22 protein-coding genes are annotated in these 22905 nt (G+C 69.7%); 3 read left to right on the top strand and 19 right to left on the bottom strand.

Features of this window, described 5'->3' with window-relative positions:
• The 9 genes from ACFWPQ_RS49355 to ACFWPQ_RS49395 all read right to left on the bottom strand — a co-directional run.
• The coding region (locus ACFWPQ_RS49355; RefSeq protein WP_384051130.1) for a hypothetical protein at positions 1–197 on the bottom strand (197 nt) is incomplete at its 3' end.
• 262 nt (positions 198–459) lie between these two features.
• Positions 460–3690: an efflux RND transporter permease subunit gene (locus ACFWPQ_RS49360; RefSeq protein ID WP_384051133.1), complete on the bottom strand. Its 3231-nt coding sequence runs from the start codon at positions 3688–3690 to the stop codon at positions 460–462.
• 166 nt (positions 3691–3856) lie between these two features.
• A complete protein-coding gene (locus ACFWPQ_RS49365) occupies positions 3857–4531 on the bottom strand; it encodes a response regulator (RefSeq protein WP_384051136.1) in 675 nt (224 codons plus the stop codon).
• Complete coding sequence (locus ACFWPQ_RS49370; protein WP_384051139.1) at positions 4528–5703, bottom strand: sensor histidine kinase; 1176 nt, start codon at positions 5701–5703, stop codon at positions 4528–4530. Before ACFWPQ_RS49370 ends, ACFWPQ_RS49365 begins: the two co-directional genes overlap by 4 nt.
• A gap of 209 nt (positions 5704–5912) precedes the next feature.
• On the bottom strand, positions 5913–6233 hold the full coding sequence (locus tag ACFWPQ_RS49375) for a helix-turn-helix domain-containing protein (protein WP_384051143.1): 321 nt from the start codon (positions 6231–6233) through the stop codon (positions 5913–5915).
• Positions 6230–7246 (bottom strand): hypothetical protein, encoded by a 1017-nt coding sequence (locus tag ACFWPQ_RS49380; RefSeq protein WP_384051146.1) that lies wholly within the window; start codon positions 7244–7246, stop codon positions 6230–6232. The genes ACFWPQ_RS49375 and ACFWPQ_RS49380 overlap by 4 nt, the downstream gene beginning before the upstream one ends.
• 434 nt (positions 7247–7680) lie before the next feature.
• Entirely contained in the window at positions 7681–8955 is a 1275-nt protein-coding gene (locus ACFWPQ_RS49385) for an acyl-CoA dehydrogenase family protein (protein WP_384051149.1), read from the bottom strand.
• A 174-nt stretch (positions 8956–9129) separates the two neighbouring features.
• Positions 9130–9729: a TetR/AcrR family transcriptional regulator gene (locus ACFWPQ_RS49390; RefSeq protein WP_384051152.1), complete on the bottom strand. Its 600-nt coding sequence runs from the start codon at positions 9727–9729 to the stop codon at positions 9130–9132.
• Positions 9730–9796: 67 nt separating this feature from the next.
• The gene (locus tag ACFWPQ_RS49395; protein ID WP_384051155.1) at positions 9797–10396 is read right to left on the bottom strand and encodes a TetR/AcrR family transcriptional regulator; all 600 of its coding nucleotides are present in this window, start codon (positions 10394–10396) and stop codon (positions 9797–9799) included.
• A gap of 152 nt (positions 10397–10548) precedes the next feature.
• Between ACFWPQ_RS49395 and ACFWPQ_RS49400 the strand changes: the two genes are divergently transcribed.
• Both ACFWPQ_RS49400 and ACFWPQ_RS49405 read left to right on the top strand, forming a co-directional pair.
• The gene (locus ACFWPQ_RS49400) at positions 10549–12579 is read left to right on the top strand and encodes a DHA2 family efflux MFS transporter permease subunit (protein ID WP_384051158.1); all 2031 of its coding nucleotides are present in this window, start codon (positions 10549–10551) and stop codon (positions 12577–12579) included.
• A 120-nt stretch (positions 12580–12699) separates the two neighbouring features.
• Positions 12700–13878 (top strand): AI-2E family transporter, encoded by a 1179-nt coding sequence (locus tag ACFWPQ_RS49405; RefSeq protein ID WP_384051161.1) that lies wholly within the window; start codon positions 12700–12702, stop codon positions 13876–13878.
• A gap of 60 nt (positions 13879–13938) precedes the next feature.
• Here ACFWPQ_RS49405 and ACFWPQ_RS49410 read toward each other — a convergent pair whose 3' ends face one another.
• From ACFWPQ_RS49410 to ACFWPQ_RS49420, 3 genes are read right to left on the bottom strand one after another with little or no spacing between them, the layout of a single operon-like run.
• A complete protein-coding gene (locus tag ACFWPQ_RS49410; RefSeq protein WP_384051164.1) occupies positions 13939–14796 on the bottom strand; it encodes a nuclear transport factor 2 family protein in 858 nt (285 codons plus the stop codon).
• A gap of 19 nt (positions 14797–14815) precedes the next feature.
• Complete coding sequence (locus ACFWPQ_RS49415; RefSeq protein ID WP_384051167.1) at positions 14816–16045, bottom strand: multidrug effflux MFS transporter; 1230 nt, start codon at positions 16043–16045, stop codon at positions 14816–14818.
• Positions 16042–16560: a flavin reductase family protein gene (locus tag ACFWPQ_RS49420; RefSeq protein ID WP_384051170.1), complete on the bottom strand. Its 519-nt coding sequence runs from the start codon at positions 16558–16560 to the stop codon at positions 16042–16044. Before ACFWPQ_RS49420 ends, ACFWPQ_RS49415 begins: the two co-directional genes overlap by 4 nt.
• Positions 16561–16652: 92 nt before the next feature.
• On the opposite strand from ACFWPQ_RS49420, the gene ACFWPQ_RS49425 reads away from it, so the two are divergent.
• On the top strand, positions 16653–17360 hold the full coding sequence (locus tag ACFWPQ_RS49425) for a GntR family transcriptional regulator (protein WP_384051173.1): 708 nt from the start codon (positions 16653–16655) through the stop codon (positions 17358–17360).
• Between the two features lie 93 nt (positions 17361–17453).
• Here ACFWPQ_RS49425 and ACFWPQ_RS49430 read toward each other — a convergent pair whose 3' ends face one another.
• The 7 genes from ACFWPQ_RS49430 to ACFWPQ_RS49460 all read right to left on the bottom strand — a co-directional run bounded on the left by ACFWPQ_RS49430 (position 17454) and on the right by ACFWPQ_RS49460 (position 22896).
• Positions 17454–18740, bottom strand: a complete 1287-nt coding sequence (locus ACFWPQ_RS49430) for an acyl-CoA dehydrogenase family protein (RefSeq protein ID WP_384051177.1) — start codon at positions 18738–18740, stop codon at positions 17454–17456.
• Between the two features lie 392 nt (positions 18741–19132).
• On the bottom strand, positions 19133–19789 hold the full coding sequence (locus ACFWPQ_RS49435) for a GntR family transcriptional regulator (RefSeq protein ID WP_384051180.1): 657 nt from the start codon (positions 19787–19789) through the stop codon (positions 19133–19135).
• 18 nt (positions 19790–19807) lie between these two features.
• Positions 19808–20320 (bottom strand): VOC family protein, encoded by a 513-nt coding sequence (locus ACFWPQ_RS49440; protein WP_384051183.1) that lies wholly within the window; start codon positions 20318–20320, stop codon positions 19808–19810.
• A 16-nt stretch (positions 20321–20336) separates the two neighbouring features.
• The gene (locus ACFWPQ_RS49445; RefSeq protein ID WP_384051186.1) at positions 20337–20972 is read right to left on the bottom strand and encodes a DsbA family protein; all 636 of its coding nucleotides are present in this window, start codon (positions 20970–20972) and stop codon (positions 20337–20339) included.
• Between the two features lie 107 nt (positions 20973–21079).
• Positions 21080–21535: a hypothetical protein gene (locus ACFWPQ_RS49450; RefSeq protein WP_384051189.1), complete on the bottom strand. Its 456-nt coding sequence runs from the start codon at positions 21533–21535 to the stop codon at positions 21080–21082.
• A 427-nt stretch (positions 21536–21962) separates the two neighbouring features.
• The gene (locus ACFWPQ_RS49455; protein ID WP_384051192.1) at positions 21963–22421 is read right to left on the bottom strand and encodes an FCD domain-containing protein; all 459 of its coding nucleotides are present in this window, start codon (positions 22419–22421) and stop codon (positions 21963–21965) included.
• A complete protein-coding gene (locus ACFWPQ_RS49460; protein WP_384051195.1) occupies positions 22393–22896 on the bottom strand; it encodes a flavin reductase family protein in 504 nt (167 codons plus the stop codon). Before ACFWPQ_RS49460 ends, ACFWPQ_RS49455 begins: the two co-directional genes overlap by 29 nt.
• Positions 22897–22905: the final 9 nt, after the last annotated feature.

The following is a 22905-nucleotide window of genomic DNA, read 5'->3' on the forward strand; positions in this document are numbered from 1 at the left end:
AGGTCGTCGACCAGGCTCCCCTGCAGCTTCCCGCTCAGCACCGCACTGATCACCAGCAGCATCCCGGGCCAGTTCAGCGCGAACAGCGCCAGAAAGCGCCGGAACCCCCCTCCCGGCGGCAGCGGGACGTGCACGACAGGCTCGGGCACCGGCTTGGCATGCCTGGCGTGGACAGGCGGAGCGGACTCGGCAGTCATGGGATTACTCCGTGGAGAGACGGCATTCGATGAGGGCCCGTGTGGTGCGCGGCTCGCGTCCGGACCCGGGGAATGTAATTAGAGATCTAACTATATGGACGAAGTGGCGGGCGGCAACCTGAGTGGACTGAGAATCGGCTGTGGATCCGTGTCGGGTCCGCCACCCTCGTCGTCGAACCACCGGGGGCGTCCCTCGGAATCCGCAGGACACCCCCGGCACCGCACACACGGCCGGACGGTCCGTCCGGCCGTGTGTGCGCGGCTAGCCGACCACCGCGTGGTCCGGCTCCCGCTCCGGTGCCACCGGAGCCTCGCCCCGGCGCGCCTGGCGACGGGCGGCCCGGCGTTCCCGCCGGGTCTCGACCATCGTGTACAGGGTCGGGATGAGCACGAGGGTCAGCAGGGTCGAGCTGAGCAGACCGCCGATGACGACCACGGCCAGCGGCTGGGAGATGAACCCGCCCGACCCGGTGATGCCGAGCGCCATCGGGATGAGGGCGAAGATCGTGGCCAGCGCGGTCATCAGGATGGGCCGGAGCCTGCGGCTGCCGCCCTCGCGCACCGCCTCCTCGATGGACATTCCCCGGGCACGGTACTGGTTGACCAGGTCCATCAGCACGATGGCGTTGGTGACGACGATGCCGATGAGCATCAGCATGCCGATCAGCGCCGCGACGCCGAGCGGGGTGTCGGTGATCCGGAGCAGGGCGATGGCGCCGGTGGCCGCGAACGGGATGGAGATCAGCAGCACCAGCGTCTGGCGGATGCTGCGGAACACGGCGACCAGGACCAGGAACACGATGGCGATGGCGGCCAGGATCGCGAGGGCGAGCTGGCTGAACGCGTTGTTCTGGCTGGAGGTGACACCGCCCATCTCGTAGGTGACGCCGGAGGGCATGTCGACCTTGTCCACGGCGGTCTGCACGGCGCGGCTCGCGGCACCGGTGTTGTCGCCGACCGGGGTCCCGGAGACGGTGACGGCCTCGGTGCCGTCGATACGGCTGCGCTCGACGGGCTCCTCGCTCTTGGTGACCGTGGCCACCTTGTCCAGCCGGACGTCGCCGGAGGACGTGGAGATCTTCAGGGACTTCAGGGCGGAGACGGAGTTCGGCGCCTTGGCCGCCGTCTTGACCACCACGTCGCGCTGGGTGCCGTCGACCGTGATCTGGGTGACGGTGGAGCCCTGGACCGCCTCGCTCACGGCGGAGGCGATGCTTGTGTCGGTCAGGCCGTACTGCGCGGCGGCCTCGCCCTTCGCCCGTACGGTGAGCCGCGGGGCCTCCTGGGAGAGGTCGCTGGTGACACCGGTGACCTCGTCGACGCCCTGCAGAGCCTTCGTCACGCGCTGCGCGGCCGTGCTCAGCGCCGAGTCGTCGTCGGACTTGAGGGTGACCTCGACGTCACTGCTCGTCCCGAAGCCCGAGCTGGAGCTGAACGTGAGCTCGCCGGCGCCGGAGAGCTTCTTGAACTTCGCCCGGAGGTCGCTCTGCACCGAGTCCGAGTCGGCGTCGTCCTTCACGGAGATGCTGTAGGAAGCGCTGTTGGACACGTCGCCCGTGGACATGAAGCCGCCCTGCGAGCCGATGGTCACCTGGTACGACGCGACGCCGTCGGTGCCGGAGAGCACGCTCTCCACCTTCTTGGCGGCCGTGTTGGTGGCGTTCAGGCTGGTCCCGGCTGGCATGGTCTGGGTGACGCTCAGCGAGTCCTGCCCGGAGTCGCCGAGGAAGCTGGTCTTGAGCCCGGCGATCATGCTGAAGGTGATCACCAGCAGGGCCACCGCGATACCGATCACGGTCTTGCGCCGCCTGGTGGCCCAGTCGATGACGGGGACGTACGCCCGCTGGAGGGCGCCGTTGCGCTCCTCGTCCTCGACGACCCTGCGGAACTCCTCGGGATCCTTGCCGGCGGCCTCCTTCGGCGGCTTCAGGAACCAGTAGGCGAGGGTCGGCACGAGGGTCAGCGACACCACCAGGGACGCGATCATCGCGACCGCGACCGTGACCGAGAAGGGGCCGAAGAGTTCCCCGACGATACCGCTGACCAGGCCGATCGGCAGGAACACGCAGACCGTGGTGATGGTCGAGGAGGTGACCGCGGCGGACACCTCGCGCACCGCCGTGATGATGGCCGTGCGCTTCTCCTCGCCGTACCCGAGGTGCCGTTTGATGTTCTCCAGCACCACGATCGAGTCGTCCACGACCCGTCCGACGGCCATGGTGAGCGCGCCCAGGGTGAGGACGTTCAGGGAGTAGTCCTCGTACCACAGCGCGATGAGCGCGATGAGCAGGGACAGCGGGATCGAGACGGCGGTCACCAGGGTGGACCGGACGGACCGCAGGAACAGGACGATCACCAGGATCGCCATCAGGAGCCCGAGGATGCCCTCCTCCAGCAGGCCGTTGACCGACTTGCTCACCTGCGGGCCGGAGTCGGAGACGATGGTGAGCTTCGCGCCGTCACCGAGCGACTTCTCCAGGTCCGACAGCTTGGACCGGACGTCGTCCGAGATGGAGGAGGAGCTGCCACCGTGGTCCATGGTGACCGAGACACCCAGGCTGGGCTTGCCGTCGGTGCGGGTCAGCGAGGTCACCTCGGCGTCCTTCAGTTCGACCGAGGCGACGTCCTTGAGCTGCACCGGGTTCGCGGTGGCGGAACCGCCGGAGGACGCGGCCGAACCGCCCATCGCGGATCCGCCCATGCCGGAGCCGCCCGTACCCGAGCCCGACGCACCGCTGGAGCCCGACCCGCTCGCGCTGCTCAGCCACAGGTTCTCGACCTGCTTCACCGACGTGATCGAGCCGCCGATCTCGATGCTCAGGCTCTTGCCGTCCGAGTCGACCGAACCACCGGCGCTGGTGCGGCCGTTGGAGGTCAGGGCGTTGCTGATCGACTGGGTCGTCAGCCCCGCCTGCGACAGCTTGTCGGAGTCCGGGGTGATGACGACGACCTGGTCACGCTCACCGGACACGGTGACCTGGTTGACGCCGTCGATCGTCTTAAGCTCCGGAACGACCTTGTCGTCGAGTTCGCCGGCGAGCTTCTGCTGGTCGGCGTTCGAGGTCGCGGCCAGGGTGAGCGTGGGCTGGTCGCCGGTGCCGCCGGTGACGACCTGTGGATCGACGCTGTCCGGGAAGCTGGAGCTGCTCCTGGACAGGGCCTGCTGCACCTCGTTCGACTTGGTGTCCGTGTCGACACCGAAGTCGAACTGCAAGGAGACCGTCGCGGAGCCCTGCCGGGACGTCGAGGTCATCGTCTGGATCGAGTCGACGCCCTTGACCGCGTCCTCGATGGGTTTGACGACCTGATCCTCGACCACGTCGGGCGACGCGCCCTGGTAGGTGGCGGTGACGGTGATGGTCGGGAATGACAGGTCGGGCAGCAGTTGCTGCTTGATCGACGGGATGGCGTACACCCCTAGGGCGACAACCAGCATCGTGATCAGCGCGGCCAACTTGCGGTTGGCGATGCTCACCCTGGACAACCAGGACATCGGGACGGATCTCTTTTCTGCGGACGGGCGAGGAGAGAGCCGCCGGGTCCATGGGCATCGGGCGGCCCGCTGCCACCCTGCCCGGCACCATCCGGCGTGTCGTCACCCCACCGCGGTGTCCCGTACATACCGCGGACGCGCTATATAGAACGCATCCGTACTACATTCACGGACGTTGGCGAGACCGCACCAGCCCGGTCTCGTAGGCGATGGTGACCAGCTGGGCGCGCTCGCTGACCCGCAACTTGTTCATGGTGCGGTTCACATGGGTCTTCACCGTGTGCCTGCTCACACCGAAGCGCCGCGAGATCTCCTCGTTCGTCAGTCCGCGGGCAACGAGGGAGAGGACCTCGCGCTCCCGGGGGGTGAGCTCGTCGAGCCGCCCCGCCTGATCGGTCAAGGTCTGTACCGCGACCAGCTGGAACTGCGTCATGAGCGCAGCCGTGGCGGCTGCGGAGAGCATGCGCTCGCCGGCGGCCACCGCCTCGATCGCTGCCAGCAGATCCTCGGGATCGGCACCCTTGCCGATGAAGCCACGGGCACCCGCCCGGACGGCCTGGGCCACGTACTCGTCGATCTCGAACGTGGTCAGGATCAGCACCTTCACCTCGGCCAGATCCGGGTCGGAGGTGATCAGACGGGTCGCCTCGATGCCGTCGAGGCCGGGCATCCGCACGTCCATGAGCACCACGTCCGGGCGTTCGGAGCGGGCGATCTCCACGGCCTGGACACCGTCCACGGCCTCCCCCGCCAGCTCCATCCCCGGGGTGGCCTCGACGAGCCGCCGCAGCATGCCCCGCAGTAGTGCCTGGTCGTCCGCGAGCAGCACCCGAACCGTCATACGACCCCTTCCATTTTGTCTCTCTGCCTGGTGCCGCCCTCCAGGACACGGCGGCCGAGCGGCAGCCGTACATCGACGAGAAAGCCGTCGCCCGGCCGGGGCCCGATCGCGGCCGTCCCCCCGGCCGCGGCCGCCCGTTCACGGATCCCGATCAGCCCGCGTCCGGTGCCGTCTCCGACGATCCGGCCGGCCAGGGTGCTCCCGGAGTTCTCGACGGTGATCCGCAGGGCGTCATGCCCGTAGCGCAGTCTCACCTGCGCGTAATCCGTCTTCGCGTGCTTGCTGACGTTGGTCAGCGCCTCCTGGACGATGCGGTAGCCCGCCACATCCACCGCTGAGGACAGAGCCTCCTGGTCCCCCTCCCGGATCACGTCCACGCGCAACCCCGCGCGGGCGAACGACCTCACCAGATCGTCCAGGCGGGCCAGCCCCGGAGTGGGTTCCATCGGAGCGCCCGGCTCCCCCGTTCGCCCGAGCAGACCGACGATGGAGCGCAACTCGTCCAGGGCTCCGCGCGACCCGTCACGTATGGCGAGCAGCAACTCGGTCAGCTGCGCCGGGTCACCCCGCCCCACATGGGCGCCGATCCCCGCCTGTGCATTGATCAGCGTCAACTCGTGCGCCACGACGTCGTGGAGTTCCCTGGCGATACGCACCCGCTCCTCGGCCACCCGTCGGGACGCCTCCTCCTCACGGGTGCGTTCCGCGCGTTCGGCCCGCTCCTTGAGGGCGTCGACGTAGGCCCGCCGGTTGCGCATGGAGTCACCCAGCGCGGTGGCGAGACCGGTCAGTGTCGCCGTACCCAGGCGCATGGGGCCCAGGATCGGCCCCTCCTGGAACATCGCAGCCGCCCCGGCCACCGCCACCGTGGCCGCCCCGGCCGCGATCCAGGCCGTGCGCCGGTCGGTGCGCAGGCCGCAGCCGTACAACGCGATCATCAGAGTGGGCTCGGTGGCCACGATCAGCCCCCCGCACGCCTGGTGCACGGCGGACAGCGCCGCCACTCCGGCCAGCACGGCCACCGGCCGGCGCTCACGTGCCAGGAGAAGCGCGCCCGCGAGCACGACGACCACCACGTCCAGAACGTTCGGGACGCGCAGACCTGCCGGGTCGAGGAAGTCGGCGACCAGCGACAGCAGGACCACACAGCCGACCAGACGGGCGTCTCTCACGTGAGCAGCCCTCCCTCAGGGGTCGATCAGCCCAAGGAACACAGAGTAGGCACCGCCCCGGAGATGCTTCGTCCCCCGAACGCGGCAGCTCGGTGTACCGCGACTGCGGTACACCGAGCTCAAATAGTACGAGATAGTTTCTCCGGGAAGTGTCCTGATCCAGCATGGGCGGGTCGCACGACACACTCACACCGCAGCAGAAGCAGCTCTCACGGAGATACGGCGTCTTCGCTCAGCACCTCGGGAAGGTCCAGCGCGATGCAGAGAGCGACCATCAGGTCGAGCGGGTCGTCCGTGCTCCGGTCCGGCAGCAGCTGTTCGGCCTGCTTCACCCGGTACGTCACGGTGTTGGGTGCCACATGGAGTTCGTCCGCCACGGCGCGGAGGCTGCGCCCGGAGACCAGGTAGCGCAGCAGCGTCTCGCGGAGATGGTGGTCACGCGCCTGCGGCCGGGCAAGGTCGCCCAGTGTGGTGCGGACGAACCAGCGGGCGAAGTCGTGATCCTCGACCAGCAGGCTCACGGTGTTCACCGAGTCCATCGTGAAGACCGTGAGACCGTCGCGAACGTGCGCCTGTGCGTAATCGGCCAGGCGCCGCGCGAGCATGTGGGTACGGCGGAAGCCCGCGGCGCCCGACAGCGGGGTCCGACCGCACACCAGACACCTGTCAGTGACGCGAGGCCGTCGTGCAGGGATCGCAGTTCCGCGGCCTCCGGCGGCGCGGCGAACGTCAGCCAGGCCGCGATCGTGTCGTCGTCCGTCTCGACACACATGAAGCGTGCATCGGTATCCGTCAGAAGCGCCACCGCACGATGCAGGTCGTCGGCAAGGCCCGACAGGGCACCGCCCGCCCGCCGCCTGGCCGCGATCAGCCCGACGTGGTGAGCACGCAGCCGGACGCCGAGGACCTGCTCCGCCTCGGCGGCCTCGACCGTGCCCTCGATCAGCTGCCGGATGGCACGGCGCCGTGCCACGGCCGTCTGCTCCTCCCAGAGGCGCAGGTCTCTCTCCCACGCCTCCTGGGTCCTGTCCTGGATGGCCTCCACGTAGCTGATCACGGATTCGCTGAGCTGTGCCGCCAGCAGCAACGCCTCCGTCGGGCTGCCCACCAGGTCGTGCTCCGCGAGGAAGTCCAGCAGTGCCTGCTGGACCCGCAGGTTGACCTGCCACATCGCCTGGAACATCCCGGCCAGTGGCATCCGGCGGTGCAACGCGTGCTGGTTCAGCTCGAGCGCCTCGGGCGACAACCGGAGTTCCGAGGGGACCCGCCCGGTGTACAACGCCTGAAGCAGCATGAACAGACCCACCTCGTACGAGCGCCGCTGGGCCTCGTCCTCGCCCGGCACCACCGGCTTGGTGCCCGAGAATCCGGTCGGTGGCGCCGAGGCCACGATGCGCGCGCAGGTCTGGACGCCCCACGCGACCGGTCCGGGCCCCAACTCGGCCTCCACGGCGGCGACCGTCTCGGGACCGCACGCCGGCGCCACCGCCTCGCCGACGGCCGGCACCAGTTCGGCCACCCACGCGTAACGCCGCATCGTCATGGATTTCCACGTCCCGGCACGCCGACGGATCTCGCCTGCAGCGGGCACGTCTGCGCTCCGGCGCGTGCTCCACGGCCATCAGGAGGGCACCGCCCCGCACGGCCCCGGCCACGGCGCCCTGCGACAACCGGAGCAGCACCGGCAGAACGGGAGGCGGCCACGGCGTTCTCCACGAGCACCGCGCCGTGCGAGGCGGTCCGCCAGGGAACGTCCGTGAACCGGTCGCCCCGCTTCGCGGCGAGCGCCGGGCAGGCCGCCTGCTGGTCCTCGGCCAGGCCGCACACCGCGACCACGCCACTCAGGAAACTGCCGAATGCCTTACGCAGCAGCGCGGAATCGGTGCAGCTCGTCGTGGCAGCGTTCACCGCTGAGTCCTCCTCAGGGCGGGCGACCCACGCCGCCCGTGCTTTCAAGTGCCTTCGGAAAGGCGGAGATCAGATGGTGTGGGCGCCGTGCAGCGGGATGGGTTCGAGCCCGCAGATCGTCCGTCCGTGGAGCTCGGCCACCTCGGACAGGCGGAGCATCCGGTGCGTCTGCATGACCCGGATGTCGCGCGCGTAGCGCTGGATCGGATTGCCGAGACCCACCGTGGAGGAGCCGAGCGTCACCTGGAGGAGGTCTATGGCGTCCGCGCACTGCTGGACCGCGTGGACCAGGTCCATCGTCATCTCGGACATCTGCTCGGAGGTGATGTCGTCACCGGCGAGCGCCAGGCGGTCCACCTCGTCGGCGTGCCGTTCGATGACCGCCTGCGCGGCGTTGACCGCGGCCTGGGCCTTGGCAGCGGTGATGTGCGTGGCCGGCATCTCGGCGACGCTCGGGTACGGGAGGCTGAAGGGTTTGCGGGCCTGGGACTGCTCGACGAAGCACTCCAGTGCTCCGCGCGCCATGCCGAGGGCGATCGGCACACAGTTGAGGTTGATCACCAGTGAGGCGGCGCGCGGACCGGTGCGGTAGCCGAGGCCGGCGTAGCGGTCGCGGAGACCGGCCATGCGCGCGGGGAACTCCGAGGTGGGTGCGAAGCGGTGGTCGGGGACGAAGACTTCGCCGTCGGTGGCGATGGCGTTGCTGGAGGAGCCTTTGAGGCCCATGACCTTCCAGTTGTCCACGATCCGGTACTGGTCCCGGGACAGCACCGCCATCGCGGGACGCCCCTGCCCGGTCTCGTCGACGTACTCGGCCCCCACGAGCGCCCAGGCCGCGTGATGACAGCCGCTGGCGAAGGCCCAGTTGTCCCCGCTGACCATCCAACCGCCGGGCACCTTGCGGGCTTTGCCCCCACGCACCGAGAGAACGGCCACGTTGCACGTGAGCGGACCGAGCCAGGAGGCGACGTCGGTGAACACCTCGTCCACGGCCTGCTCGGGGAAGCCCAGAAGCAGCCGCAGTCCGGTCCCGGCCCAGACGGTCCACGCGGCCGAGCCGTCGCCACGGGCGACCTCCGCGACCACGTCGGCGACGTCCCGCGCGCCCAGGGCGTAACCGCCGTACTCCAGCGGGTGGGCGATGCGGAACACCCCGGTCGCGGCGAGCGCCTGGAGTGTCTTCGGGGTCAGCATGCCGCTCTCGTCCGAGGCCACGGCTTCCTTGCGCAGCAGCGGGACGAGTTCGGCGACGGCGGCCCGGATCCGGTCGGCCGTCGCCCTGCTGCCGTAGCGTTCCGGTTCCTTGTCCTCCCGGTCGGCCGGTGTGGTGACGGTGTCGGTCATGTGCGGCTCCTTGCTGCGAGGTCCAGCCCGGTGGCCCCTGGCGCCCGGGCCAGGGACATCGGCAGCAGTAAAGCCAAGACCCGGGTCGCGGCTCTTGCGTCGGGACGGCAATCCTGACGTCGGCTCTGCGACGGCAGCACAACCGCGTCGGCGAGCCGCCCGGATTCGGGTCGTTCAGGAGTGGTGCAGGGCGGGGAGCAGTGCCTGGTCGACGAAGCGGGCCAGGTACTCGGGATCGGCCGGAACTCCGCGGAACATGGGGCGGGCCACGACGGCGCTGAACAGCATCTGCGGCAGGAACTCGGCCGCTGCCGGCCGATGCGCCAACTCACCTCGTTTCACAGCGCGTTGCACGATCCGTGCGAGGTCTTCCTCCTCGGGGTCGAGCATGGCGGTGCGGAACGCCCCGGCGAGCGTCGCGTCGGTGAGCAGCGCGTGGTGCAGGGCCGCGATCAGGGTGGTGTCCTGGTCCGCGCCCATGGCCAACTGGCTCACCAAGGAGAGCAGATCGCCGCGCAACGTCCCGGTGTCGAAGCTACCCGGGTTCACCGGCCTGAGCGCGGTGACGGCCGCCGCGATCATCTTCGGCTTGTTCCCCCACTGCCGGTAGAGGGTGGCCTTGCTGCACCGCCCTCTGGAGGCGATGAGATCCATCGTCAGAGCCCCGTAGCCGACCTCACGCAGCGCGCCCAGTGCGACGGAGAGCAGCTCGACCTCACGGTCGGGCGTCATCCGGGGACGACGGATGACGGGACGCTCGGGCTCGCCGGTCATGATGGGCACCTCCTGCAGAACGGAACAGTTCCGCACCCTACGGGAGTGGGCCGGGCATCGCCGCCGGTCAGCCCTGCCTCAGCACGGGCAGCAGCACCTCGTCGACGAACCGGGCCAGATGGCTCTCGTCGGCGGCGGTCCCCTCGATCAGCGGGCGGGCGACGACCGCGCTGAACAGCAACTGCGGCAGGAACTCCATGGTTCGGGACCGGTGGGTCAGTTCGCCTCGCTCCACCGCCCGGTCGACGATCTCCTCGACCCGGGCCGGCCCCAGACCGAGGAGCGCGGTACGCAGGGTGGCCGCGACCTCCCGGTCGACCAGTGCCGCATGATGCAGCGCGGCGACCAGGCCGGCTTCCTCCTCAGCAGCGGTCGCCAGCCAGGCCGTCATCACCAGCAGGTCACCCCGCAGGCTGCCGTTGTCCGTGATGGCCGGGGCTTCCACCTTTCGGTCCCGCAGGGCGGCGGCGACCATCCGTGCCTTGCTCCCCCACTGACGGTAGAGGGTCGCCTTGCTGCACCGCGCGCGCTGCGCCACCCCTTCCATCGTCAGTGCCTCGTACCCCACCTCGCGCAGCTCCTCCAGCACCACGGCCAGCATCTCCCGCTGCCGGTCCGCGGTCATCCGGGGCCGCCCGACACGTGAACGCGCTTCCTGAACCGTCACGGCGACAACCCCTTATAGAACGACACGGTTCCGTACTATATTACCGGAGATCAATCTGCGTGAGCATCGTCGCTCCGCCCGTCCCCGCTCGGGCCCAGGCCCACTCACCCCACCCGTGCCCGGCCCTCCCCACTTACAGGATGCCCAGGACCATGACCGGCAGCACCGCTACGACCAGCGCTTCCGCCCCCAGGTCGCTCACTCCCAGACAGACCAACCTCGTCTTCGCCACCATCATGCTCGGCATGCTGATGGCGGCCCTCGACCAGACCATCGTCTCCACGGCGCTGCCGACGATCGTCACCGACCTGGGCGGCTCGGGACACATGTCCTGGGTCGTCACCGCGTACATGCTCGCCGAGGCGGTCTCCACGATCCTCTCCGGCAAGCTCGGTGACCTCTTCGGCCGCAAGCGGGTCTTCCAGATCAGCGCGGTCGTCTTCCTGGCCGGCTCCGTGGTGTCCGGAGCCGCCGGCAGCATGACGACACTGATCGTGGCGCGTGCCGTGCAGGGCATCGGTGGCGGCGGTCTGATGGTGACCGCGACCGCGCTCATCGCGGACGTCATCCCACTGCGCCAACGCGGCAAGTACCAGGGCGCCATGGGCGCGGTCTTCGGTGTCACCACCGTGCTCGGCCCCACGCTGGGCGGCCTGTTCACCGACCACGCGAGCTGGCGCTGGTGCTTCTACGTCAATGTGCCGATCGCCGTCGTCATGGTGATCGCCGCCGCCCGGACCATCCCGGCCGTGCGCGGCGCCGTGCGCCCGGTCATCGACTACGCCGGTGTCGCCCTGGTGGCCCTGGGCGCCTGTTCCCTGGTCCTCGCCCTGGAATGGGGCGGCTCGGAGTACGCGTGGGGTTCGGCCGTCGTCATCGGCCTGTTCGCCGCGTCGGTGCTCCTGTTCGCGGCCTTCGTCCTCGTCGAACTGCGGGCCGAGGAACCGATGCTGCCGATGGGCCTGTTCAAGCAGCCGGTGTTCACCGTGTGCTCGATCCTCAGCTTCGCCGTCGGCTTCGCCATGCTCGGCGCGATGACCTATCTGCCGACGTACCTCCAGTACGTCGGGGGCGCCTCGGCCACCTCGTCCGGGCTGCGCACCCTGCCCATGGTGGTGGGGCTGCTCGCGACCTCGATGCTGTCCGGGAACGTTGTCAGCAGCACCGGCCACTACAAGATGTTCCCGGTCGTCGGCATGGCCGTCACCGGTCTGGCGCTGTATCTGATGTCCACGATGAACAGCGGGACCGGCGCCTGGCTGGAGTCGCTGTACATGTTCCTGCTGGGCCTCGGCCTCGGTCTCTCCATGCAGGTGCTGACGATCGTCGTGCAGAACACCGTCCCCTACGCGCAACTCGGCACCGCCACCTCCGGGGTGACGTTCTTCCGTACGCTCGGCAGCTCGTTCGGCACCGCCGTCTTCGGCACCCTGTACAACAACAAGCTCGATCCGCTGCTGGCCGACGTGGTGGCGAAGACCGGGGTCCCCGCGCAGGCGGCACACAGCGCGTCGGCCATCAGAAAGCTGCCCGCCGACCAGGCGAAGCCGGTCATCGACGCCTACGCCCAGGCGATCGACCACGTCTTCCTCTGGGTCGTGCCCGTGGCCGTGGTGGGCTTCGTGGTCGCCTGCTTCCTCAAGGAAGTGCCGCTGCGTGACTCCGCCCGTGCCTCGGTGACCGACCTCGGAGAGGGCTTCGGAGCCCCCGACTCGACCGACCGCGTCGCCCAACTGGAGCGGACCGTCTCCAACGTGATGCGCAAGATGCGCGACGACGCCGCCCTCCGGGACGAGATCCACGCCGGCTCCGGCAGCACGCTGCCGCCGGGCCAGGCCTGGGTGCTGGGCCAGGTCCACTGGTACACCCGCGTCTTCGGAGAGGCCTCCGCGTCCGCGATCGCACGCTCGCACCGCATGCCCGTCGAGGTGCTGGAACCGGCCTTCGAGCAGGCCGTCGACGCCGACCGTGTCGAGCGCACGGGCGATCTGCTCAGCCTCACCCCGGCCGGGGACGCCGAGGTGGAGCGGTTGCACGCCGCCTGGCGGCGGTGGCTGGACACCCGGCTCGACGACTGGAACGTCTCCGACCCCGACGACCGGGCGCTGTTCGACCAGGCCCTCGACAACATCGCCGCCAGGCTTCTCGACGAGGAGCAGCGGCCCCGGGAGACGGCGGCCTGAGGGCAGGCGGATCGAAAGACATGACTCCGGTGCGCCGGCCTCGACGGGCCGACGCACCGGAGTCGTCGTACGGAACCAACATTCGGCGGCCGACGGCCGCGGCAAGCGGAGACGACTTCGATGACCCACATACGGCGAGCCCGCAGGGCTCCCCACACCAGACAGCCCACGATCCGCGTCAGACAGCGCCTGACACGGCCCAGCCCTCGTCCGTACGACCGGCCGGCCGACGTCGCAAGGATTCCCGGCCGCTCGTACGCGGCGGGTCCCCGCCCCCTCCTGCCGGACCCGGTGCGCCGCCTCGGCGCCTGGAGCGCGGTGGCGCTCCTGGTCACGGGGGTGGTCGCCGTCGCGATATGGCTGTGCGTCACCTTCCAGACCGCGGTCACGCCCGTCCTGCTGGCCCTGCTGGGCAGCGCCCTGCTCGGCCCGCTCTACCGGCGCATGGTCTCGCTGAAGGTCAACCGGTCCCTGGCCGCCGGTCTGACCTGCGCCGCGGTGGTCCTGGTCGTCGGCGGGTCCGTCACGATCGTGGTCAGCGCCCTGATCGACACCGGGGACCAGATCGTCGCCTCGCTCCGCGACGCGGCGCAGTCGTTCTCCGGCCGGTCCGGCACCGCCGGCGCCTCCCTCGACGACCTGGCGAAGACCCTGCGCAGCCTGCTGTCGAAGTTCGGCGGCACCGCCGCCTCCGGGCTGATGAGCGGGGTCAGCGTCGTCAGCGACGTGGTCACCATGGGTGTGCTCGCGCTGCTGCTGGTCTTCTTCTTCCTCCGCGACTCGGACCGGGCGCTCGCCACCATGCATTCGCTCTCCCCCGCCCGCTCGGCGCACACCGTCGAAGCGATGTGCCGGCGGGCCTTCCAGGCGATCGAGGGCTACATGCGCGGCACCACGCTCATCGCCTTCATCGACGCGCTCAGCATCACCGTGGGCCTGCTCGTGCTCAGGGTGCCCGGTGCGCTCGGCCTCGGAGCACTGGTCTTCGTCGGTGCCTACATCCCGTACCTGGGCGCCTTCCTCTCCGGAGCCGTGGCCGTCCTCGTCGCCTTCGCCGACCGCGGCTGGGTGACGGCGCTCTGGGCGTTGGGGGTCGTGCTGCTGGTGCAGGTCATCGAGGGCAACGTGCTCCAGCCCATGGTCCACAGCCGTACGGTGCAGATGCACCCGGCGGTGGTGATGCTGGCGATCACCGCGGGCGCAACCGTGGCGGGCGTCATCGGGATGCTGCTCGCGGTGCCGCTGACCGCGGCTGCGTTCGGCGTGGTCTCCGAGATCCGCGCCCGGTACACGGCCTGAACGACAGTTGGGCCCCGGTACACCGAGCGTACCGGGGCCCAACTGTCAGGAATTCTCCGGCTACTTGGGCATCGGGGGCATCTTCGGGGGCTTGGGCGGGGCGATCTTGTTGATTCCGCTCCAGTGCTCGGCGAGCAGCCCGTCACGGACGCGGAAGGCGTCGAAGACGAGGTAGATGTACGTCTTCGACTCGTCGTCGGGCTCCGGCTGGGGGCGGGGCTGGGCGTAGATGACGATGTCACCTTCGGCCATCAGGATGGTCGGCTTGTTCATCACCTCCGGCTGGACCGGCTTGGGCTGCACCGTCCGGAAGAGTCCTCGGACGAACGTCTCAAGGCCCACTCGTCCCTGTTCGGCCCTCCAACGGGCGTGCTGCGTGTAGTCGTCGGCGACGATGTCCTTGATCGCGTCCGGGTTCATGGCGTCGAAAACGCAGCGGTAGAGATCGGTCACCAGCTGCTTGCGGTCGGCGAGTTCGGCACTGCTCGCGCCAGGCTCCGGTGTCACGGGACGCCGGGCCGGGCCGTCCAGCAGTTCCAGGGGCAGGGGCGCGATCTTGTTGAAGTTCGACCAGTGCTCCGCGATCAGGCCGTCGCGCACCCGGTAGGTGTCGAAGGAGAAGTAGTCGTACGACTCCTCGGGCGCCTCCGGCTCCGGCTGCGGCACATAGAAACATACGGTCACCAGGCCGTCCTCGGCGACGACGAACTCAGGCTCGCCCGTCTCGGCACCGGGCTTCGGGCCGCGGGAACGGACCTGCTCCTCCAGTGCCTGCCGGTCCTGCGGCAGACCCGGTGAGTGCTCGACGAAGCCGGCGGCGACCAGCTCGCGTACCGCGACCGGGTCGTGCTCGGCGATCGCACGGCGCAGGAAGTCGAGCACGATCTCCTTGTCCGCCTTGGTGTTGTGCTCTGTCACGGTTCTCTCCTTTGTTGGGTCATGCGGTCCGGGCCGGGCGGGTGCCGTAGCGGGCCAGGACCGCCGATGCGGTCGCGGCGACGCAGACCGTGCCGACCAGGGCGGTGGCGGTGGCGTGGTCGCCGGACACGAGAGGGGGGACGAGCGCCCCGAGCAGGTACTGCACGCAGCCGAGCAGGGCCGCGGCCGTTCCGGCGACGCGTCCGGCGTCGTCGAGGGCGAGCGCGGTGGCGTTCGGTGTGGTGCAGCCGACCGAGGCGACCAGGACGAACAGCCCTGGCAGCAGCAGCCAGAGGGGAGGCCCGAAGGCCAGTGACACCACCAGCAGCGTCGCCGTCGCGAGGGACGCCGTGGTGGCGGCGGCCGCCAGCCGCTCCGGGCTCACCCGCAGCAACAGTCTGCGGTTGAGCTGGCCCGCTCCCACCAGTCCGGCCGCGTTGAGGGCGAAGACGAGGGAGTACTGGCCGGAGGTCAGCCCTTCACCGTCCTGGAGTACGTACGACGACATCGAGATGTAGGTGAACAGGACCACGGAGGTGGTGCCCAGGAGTCCGGCGTAGGTGCGGAAGCGGCGCTGGGAGAGGAGCCGGAGGAGTTCCCGCCTGGTGCTGCCCCCATCTGTGCTGGTGGCTCGCCCGTGGGTCTCGGGGAGCGTCGTGGCGGCCAGGAGCAGGACCAGCCCCACGGCCGCCAGGACGACGAACGTGCCCCGCCAGTCGGTGAACCGCAGCACGAGTCCGCCGGCGAGGGGTCCGCAGACCGGCGCCGCCCCGGCGAAGAGCATGATCAGCGAGAAGACCCGGGCCGCCTCACGTCCCTGGTACAGGTCCCTGACCATGGCCCTCGCGATCACCAGACCGGCACCGCCGGCCAGGCCCTGCGCGAACCGGAGCACGAGGAGCACCTCGATCGAGGGCGCCAGCGCGCAGCCGGCGGACAGCAGGGCGAAGGCGCCCACCCCGACCAGCATCGGACGGCGTCGCCCGAAGCGGTCGGAGAGCGGGCCGGTGACGAGCTGCCCGACCGCGAGGCCGATCACGCACAGGGACAGCGTCGCCTGGCCGAGCGAGTCACCCGCGTGCAGCCGGCGGGTCAGGTCGGGCAGTGCCGACAGATAGAGGTCCGTCGACAGCGGGCCGAAGGTGCTCAGGCCGCCCAGCACGGCCAGCCGGCGCCAGGGGAGACGTGGAACGGTCGCGGCCTCCGTGGGTGTGGCGGGCGGCGAGGGCACGGGGCGGCCGGGCGTCATGCGCTCGCGGCCAGCATGCTGTGGGTACCGAACGCCCGGGCGTGATAGGTCAGCGGAGGAGCGACGCGATGCTCGGCGGAGAGCACCCGGCCGAGCAGGACCACGTGGTCGCCGCCGTCGACCAGAGTCTCCGTCTCACAGGCCAGCCAGCCCGTCGCCTCGGGCAGCCGGGGCAGGCCGTGCACCAGGGACCACTCGGTGCCGTCGAACTTCTCGGCTCCGCCCTTGCGCGCGAAGCGCAGTGCCAACCCGGCCTGGTGCGAGGAGAGTACGTTCACGCCGAACCTGCCGGAGCCGCGCACCACTTCGAGCAGCCGGCTGCCCCGGTCCAGCGAGACCAGCACCATCGGCGGGGAGAGCGAGAGCGAGGTGAAGGCACTGACCGTCGTACCGTGCGGGACACCTTCGCTCACCCCCGTCACGACCGTCACCGGGGAGGCGACCCCGGCCATCACATCGCGGAACGCCTCCGGCTCGAAACCGGTCTCACCGGCGCCAGCGGACGACATCGTCATTGCACCCACCTCCGGGGCGGGGGCGGAGATTTGACTCCGCCCTGCTGATATATCAAGATCGGATCTGGTTGTCGGAACTGTGGAGGAAAACGGTGACCTCACAAGCGGCGGACGCCACGGGCAGCGGTACCGGTCTGTCCATGACCGAGCAGGCGTACCGGAACCTGCGACGCGCCGTGGTCACCTGTGCCGTGGAACCCGGCGCCTGGCTCTCCGAGACAGAGCTGCGCGAGCTGTCGGGATTCGCGCGCACGCCGACCAGGGAAGCCGCGTCGCGGCTGGTGGACGAGGCCCTCATGGAGGTGCTGCCGCGCCGCGGCTACCGCGTCACGGACGTCACCGTGACCGGCGCACGCCAGTTGTTCGAGGTGTCCGAGCCGCTGCGCCTGATGAGCCTGCGGTACGCCCACGGCCGCGTCCCGGCCGAACGACTCGACGCGTTGCGGCGCTGGATCGACGAGGCTCCCCCCGAGGGCCCCGCGGCCACGGACTGGATCCACAACGTGTCGGTGCGCATGTCCGACACCCTGCTGGAAGCCACGGCCAATCCCTGGCTGGCGAAGCTCGAACAACAGCTCGCCGGCCATCTGCACCGCCTGTGGTCGCTCACCTATCGGCACGTCCCGCTGCGGGACGTGGTCGAGCAGGGGCTGGAGCCTCTTCTGGCGGCGCTCATGTGCGAGGACGTGGAAGCCGCCACCGACCGGCTGCGCGCCTCGCACGTGTGGATCCGCGAGACGACACTGGCCGTACTGGAACGGCGCGACGCCGAGCGGGCCTCGGGCCGGCCGGGCGCCTGAGGAGCCCGCTCCCCTCGTACGCACGCCGTACGTTCGCCGCCTCATCGTTCCTCCTCTCCCCCTCGGGCGGGGGGCACATGGCTGTCGGCCGGTTCAGGCGACCTTGGGCAGTCCGGCACCGAACAGCGAGATGGGTTCCAGGCCGAAGACGTCCCGTCCGTTGATCTCGGCCATGGGGTCGAAGCGGATCGCGCCATGGGTCGTGAGCACACGGACGTCCCTGACGTACCGCTGGATCGGGTTCTTCAGGCTCACCGTCGACGAGCCGAGCGTGTTCTGCATGAGGTCGATGGCCTTCGCGCACAGGTGGGCGCCGTAGACGAGGTCCATGGTCGCCTGGGTCTCCTCGCCCGGCGCGTACGGCTCGTCGGCCAGGGCGCGCCGGTCCAGTTCGTCCGCGTGACCGAGGATCACGGAGGTGGCCGCGTTGATCATCGCCCTCGCCCGGCCCGCCGCCACCTGCGCCGACGGCATCTCCGCGACCGTGGGATACGGCAGGTTGAAGGGTGCGCGAGCCTTGGCCTGCTCGGCGAAGCACTCCAGGGCGCCACGCGCCATCCCCAGCGCGATGGCGATGTTGCTGACGGTCGTGATCAGCATGCCGCCGTGCCCGCGGAAGGTGGCGGCCTCGTACCGGTCGCGCAACATCTTCATGAGAGCGGGCAGTTCGGCCATGTCGATGAAGCGGTGGTCAGGGACGAAGACCTCGCTCTCGGTGGCGATACTGTTGCTGGACGATCCCGCCATGCCCATCACATGCCAGTTGTCCAGGATGGTGAACTGGTCCCGGGTCAGCAGCACCATGCCCCGCCCGGAATGACCCGCCTCGTCCACCTCGACACCGGCGGTCGCCCAGGCCGCGTGCTTGCAGGCGCTGGCGAAGTGCCAGGTGCCCTGTGCCATCCAGCCGCCGGGAACCTTGTACGCGGAGCCCACCTTGCCGGCGAAGGTGGACGCACCGGCGACCAGCGGGCCGACCCACTCGGAGGCACGGGCGAAGACCTCGTCCACCGCCGGCTGCGGAAAGCCGGCCAGCGTACGGCTGCGGCCGCCGATGAAGGCCACCCAGCCGGCCGAGCCGTCGCCCCTGCTGATCTCGGCGATCACCTCGACCGTGTCCCGGGCGCCGCCGGCAAGGCCACCGAGCTCGGCCGGGGCGGCGAGCCGGAACACCCCCGCGCTGTCGAGCGCCCGGAGCATCTCCGGCGTAAGAGCGCCCAACTCATCGGATTCGACGGCCTGCTCGCGCAGCATCGGCACGATCTCGGACACCGCGTCGCGCACCTTGCGACCGGCCTCACTCAGATAGGGCGATTCCCGGCGGGGGCGCGGCCCCGGGTGCTTGGGCGCGTCAGCTGCGAGGCGGGGCGAAGTGGTCACTGACTCTCTCCTCTGCTTCCAGTTCACCCGCACGCCGCCGTCCCCCCAGGCGACACCCGACAGGGCATGGCCGACAGACATCAGATACGGCGTACGGAAGGAGACCGTCCCCGGGGAACTCTTCGTTCGGCAGGGCGGCGGGCACGGACGGGAACGATCGTGAGGTAGGCGCGGTGACCGGTGACCGGGCCGGGCGCGGCCCGGTCACACGGCATGACCGATGCGTCTGCCATGGGCAGCACAACCCGTTTCACCAGCGCTTTCGCTGGTTTCACGGTGTTCTTCCGCCGTTAACACGAAGCTACACCCCTGCAGATATATCAGCAAGGGTTGCGGGGGCCCGATGCCGTCGGGGCCGACCGGGCAGGTCGGCCCCGACGGCTGACGCCCTCTCACGTCGCTGCCCGGAGCGCCTCGATCACGCTGTCCAGATGCACGTGGACGGCCTGCTGAGCCGCCGCCGGGTCCCGTGCCGTGACCGCCTTGATGATGGCCAGGTGCTGGGGCGCCGAGACCTGCGGCCGCCCCGGCCGCAGGGACAACTGGAACTGGTGACGCACGATCTGTGCGTTCAGCCGTCCGATGAGGTCGGCCGCGGTCGTCTGCCCGGCCAACTCGGCCAGGAGGGCGTGCAGTTCCTGGTTGAGAAGGGAGTTCTGCCGCGCGTCCCGGTCCCGCGGATCACCGTCGAAACGCTCGGCGAGCCCGGTGAGCCGCTCGACGCCGTCCGGCCCGATACGCTCGGCGGCCTTGGCGGCGATCAGCCCTTCGAGCACCTTGCGGCACTCCAGGATCTCCACCGCCTGCGCCAGCGACACCGAGCGGACCCTGGCACCCCGGTGGGGAGTGCGCTCCAGCAGTTCCTCGGAGACGAGTTCGTCGATCGCCGCCCGCAGGCTGCCCCGCGTGACCCCGATCAGCTCGACGAAGTCGGACTCGACCAGACGCTGGCCCGGGATCAACTCGCCGCTCAGCACGGCGTCGCGCAGGTAGGCGACCGCGGTCGCCTTGCCTCGCGCTCCCCCCTCCAGGATGTCTTCCGCCGTCATCGGCTACCACCGCCCCGGCTACGCGGGGAACGAGACACCGACACCACCGAGCGTCTCGGCTCCGTAGCGGTTGATCTCGGACTCGAGGTCGAGGGAGCGCCGTGCGGTGGTCGCCTCGGCCAGCACCTCGGGGGTCAGCAGACGCTCGGGGAGCAGCCAGCAGACCTCGAAGTCCAGGCCGTCCGGATCCTGCGCGTACAGCGACTTCGTGCTCACATGGTCGGTCGCTCCCACCAGAGCACCGGCCTCCATCAACTTCTCGCGGACACGGGACAGTTCGGCGAGCGTGTCCACCTCCCAGGCGAGGTGGTACAGGCCGACCGTGCGCCAGCCGGCGTCCGACGGGAGAGCGGCCGGCCCTATCCCGAACAGCCCGATGTCGTGGTCGTTGTTCGACCCCGGCGCCTGCATGAACACTCTGCCGGGTTTCTCCGCCTTCACCCGGAACCCCAGCACGTCGCGGTAGAAGGCGACACTGCGCACGACGTCCGAGACATAGACGACGGCGTGGTTGAGACGTTGGATGGGCATGTGTTTCCTCCTCGCCCTAGTCGAAGGTCGGTGTACCGACGCGCTTGCGCTTGAGTTCGGACAGGTACGGGAAGCCGAGCAGCAGTCGCGCGCCGTCGAAGACCCGTGCGGCTTCCTCACCCCTCGGGATCGCCGTCATGACCGGCCCGAAGAACGCCGTCCCGTCCATGTGGACGATCGGTGTACCGACCCCCGGCCCTACGGGTTCGACCGCCTCCCGATGGCTCCGGCGCACGATGTCGTCGTAGGCCGTGGAGTCCGCCGCCGCCAGCAGCGTCTCGGGCGCGGACAGGTGGGCCAGGGTTTCCTTGAGGACCCGGTCGATGTCCTTGTCACCGCATTCGTGGAAACGGGTCCCGAAGGCGGTGTAGAAGTCCCGCAGGACCTCCTCCCCTCGTTCCTGGACCAAGGCGGCCGCGACACGCACCGGCCGCCAGCGGAGGCGGTAGCGCTCCACCAGTTCCTCGGTCAGGTCGGCACGGTCCTCGTTGAGGACGGAGAGGCTCATCAGGTGGAACCGCAGCTCCAGGTCACGGTGCTGCTCGACCTCGAGCATCCAGCGCGACGTGATCCAGGTGTACGGACAACTCGGATCGAAATAGAAGGCGACGGAGGTGGCGGAGGCGTCTCCGTCGTGGACGACCGGGCTCACGGGATCTCCTGTGCGGGGCGGGTGTGACGGGTCGCGACGGGGCCGGCGCGCGGGCGGCCCCGTCACCGTGATCGGACCCGCCGACGGGGGCCGATCGGAGGAACTGCTCAGGCGCCCGGGACGACGACCTTGACCGGGGCCCCTTCGAGCATGCCCTGCACCCGCTCGACGTCGACCACGATCGCCGCACCCTTGCGGTCCGGGTCCTTCGTCTGCTCGGCTGCGGGCGTCACCTCGAAGACCTGGTCGCGCTCGGTGTCGTCGGAGGCGAGACGCGCACGGCCGCGGATGTTCAGCGTCGTCTTGGCCGCCGCGTCACGGTAGAGCAGCGCCACCGGGGCGGTTGCCGCCGCCGCGGCGGCGAGCCCGCCCTCCGCGTTGCGCGCCCAGATACTCAGCCGTGTCGGCCCGTACACCTGGACACTGCCGCGGAACGACATGACGGGCGCCCCCGTCGGGTCGGGGTGCGCCACCGTGATCGGAAGGCCCTTCGTGAGCGCGCCATTGATCACGCTCTGCACACCGTCGGGAAGATGCGCCTGCGCGGTGGACGCCTCGGTCATAACCATCAACTCCTTGGCACCCGACAGGATCTATGTCCTGTCAGGCAGAACTAGTATCTCAACAAGAAGGACACTAACTTCAGACTTCAACCATCGTCAACGCTAATGTCAACAATCTCGTTGACCGGTAGTCGGGCTGCCGGGCCGAAGAGTTCGCGATCGGATGTTCCAGCTGCGGGCGAGGTACCGGTCCGGGCGGGAGAGACAGATGCCGGTCGGCAACAGCGCGACTACGACTCCCCGCGCCGGGCATGTGAGCACCTCGCGCATCCACCGTGCGGTCTCGACAACCCCGGCTCGCGCGAACGTACTGACGGCGGCGGGACGGCTCAGGCTGTGCACTCGCCGGAGAGCGCCGACGGGATGCGCATCGGTCTCTTCACGATGCCTACGGCTCGTCCGGCCGGCACACGAAGGCGGGACGCGATCAGGAACCCGCCAAGCCGAGGCTCTCGCTCCGGCCGCCGATGGGCAGGCCGGCGAGGAGCGCGCGCCGGCTGGCCCTGACATGCTCACGCGTCACCTGCTCGGCGCTGTCGCCGTCCTTTGCCAGGATCAGCTCCAGGACCACTGATGCTCGCGGTCGGACCGGGTGGCGCGGCCCGGCCGGCTCAGCGATGCGTTCACCAGCCGGGAGTACGCCAGCTGATTCATCAGCATCTGGTAGTGGGTGCAACTTGCTGTTGTCGACACCGGTGATGATCAGGACGTGGAACTCCTGGACCAGCGCCGCGTACCGCTCCCGGTCGTCCCGTTCCACCGCCGCATCGGCCGCGCGCAGGTTCCGCTCGAGCGAGTCGGTTCGCTCTCCGTGCGATCCACCGAGTACTCCTCCGGGTCCCGTACCGCCCGCCGGATCACCCCATGGGCGTGAGCGCACCGCCATCGAAGAAGCCGCCCGCGCTGTAGACCATGGGGTGACGATCCGTGACCGCGGCGTGCACCACTCGGCAGATGAAAATGGTGTGAGTACTGGCCTGGAGCCGCTCGCGGATCCGGACCTCCATCTGCGCGCTGCTGTGGGAGATCAGCGGACTGCCGAACGGTCCGCTCTCCCAGTCGAGGTCCTTGAACTTGTCGGCGGCCTTGCTCGCGAAGGTCCCGACCACGTCGAGCTGGTCGGTGGAGAGGATGTTGATCGCCAGATGGTCCGCCCGGAAGAGGCAGTCGTGGGTGGACGAGGTGTGCTGCACGCACACCATCACCGTGGGGGGATCGAGCGAGATGCTCGAGAACGCATTGACGGCAAGGCCCCGGGGGGTCTCCCCGTCCATCGCGGTCACGACCGTGACGCCGGTGACGAACCGCCGGTTGACCTGCTTCATCACGTCGATGTCCGGCGTCGGGGCGAGCGCGGCCATGAGGGTGCT

The organism is Streptomyces sp. NPDC058464, assembly GCF_042721035.1.
Lineage (GTDB): Bacteria > Actinomycetota > Actinomycetes > Streptomycetales > Streptomycetaceae > Streptomyces.

Excerpts from the sequence above, each read along its gene's own strand:
- ACFWPQ_RS49450 (WP_384051189.1), bottom strand. The coding sequence starts at position 21,535 with ATGACCGAGGCGTCCACCGCGCAGGCGCATCTTCCCGACGGTGTGCAG.
- ACFWPQ_RS49440 (WP_384051183.1), bottom strand. The coding sequence starts at position 20,320 with ATGCCCATCCAACGTCTCAACCACGCCGTCGTCTATGTCTCGGACGTC.
- ACFWPQ_RS49420 (WP_384051170.1), bottom strand. The coding sequence starts at position 16,560 with ATGACGATGTCGTCCGCTGGCGCCGGTGAGACCGGTTTCGAGCCGGAG.
- ACFWPQ_RS49405 (WP_384051161.1), top strand. The coding sequence starts at position 12,700 with ATGACCCACATACGGCGAGCCCGCAGGGCTCCCCACACCAGACAGCCC.
- ACFWPQ_RS49360 (WP_384051133.1), bottom strand. The coding sequence starts at position 3,690 with ATGTCCTGGTTGTCCAGGGTGAGCATCGCCAACCGCAAGTTGGCCGCG.
- ACFWPQ_RS49460 (WP_384051195.1), bottom strand. The coding sequence starts at position 22,896 with ATGGCCGCGCTCGCCCCGACGCCGGACATCGACGTGATGAAGCAGGTC.
- ACFWPQ_RS49390 (WP_384051152.1), bottom strand. The coding sequence starts at position 9,729 with ATGACCGGCGAGCCCGAGCGTCCCGTCATCCGTCGTCCCCGGATGACG.
- ACFWPQ_RS49455 (WP_384051192.1), bottom strand. The coding sequence starts at position 22,421 with ATGGCGGTGCGCTCACGCCCATGGGGTGATCCGGCGGGCGGTACGGGA.
- ACFWPQ_RS49385 (WP_384051149.1), bottom strand. The coding sequence starts at position 8,955 with ATGACCGACACCGTCACCACACCGGCCGACCGGGAGGACAAGGAACCG.
- ACFWPQ_RS49435 (WP_384051180.1), bottom strand. The coding sequence starts at position 19,789 with ATGACGGCGGAAGACATCCTGGAGGGGGGAGCGCGAGGCAAGGCGACC.
- ACFWPQ_RS49380 (WP_384051146.1), bottom strand. The coding sequence starts at position 7,246 with ATGACGATGCGGCGTTACGCGTGGGTGGCCGAACTGGTGCCGGCCGTC.
- ACFWPQ_RS49365 (WP_384051136.1), bottom strand. The coding sequence starts at position 4,531 with ATGACGGTTCGGGTGCTGCTCGCGGACGACCAGGCACTACTGCGGGGC.
- ACFWPQ_RS49415 (WP_384051167.1), bottom strand. The coding sequence starts at position 16,045 with ATGACGCCCGGCCGCCCCGTGCCCTCGCCGCCCGCCACACCCACGGAG.
- ACFWPQ_RS49400 (WP_384051158.1), top strand. The coding sequence starts at position 10,549 with ATGACCGGCAGCACCGCTACGACCAGCGCTTCCGCCCCCAGGTCGCTC.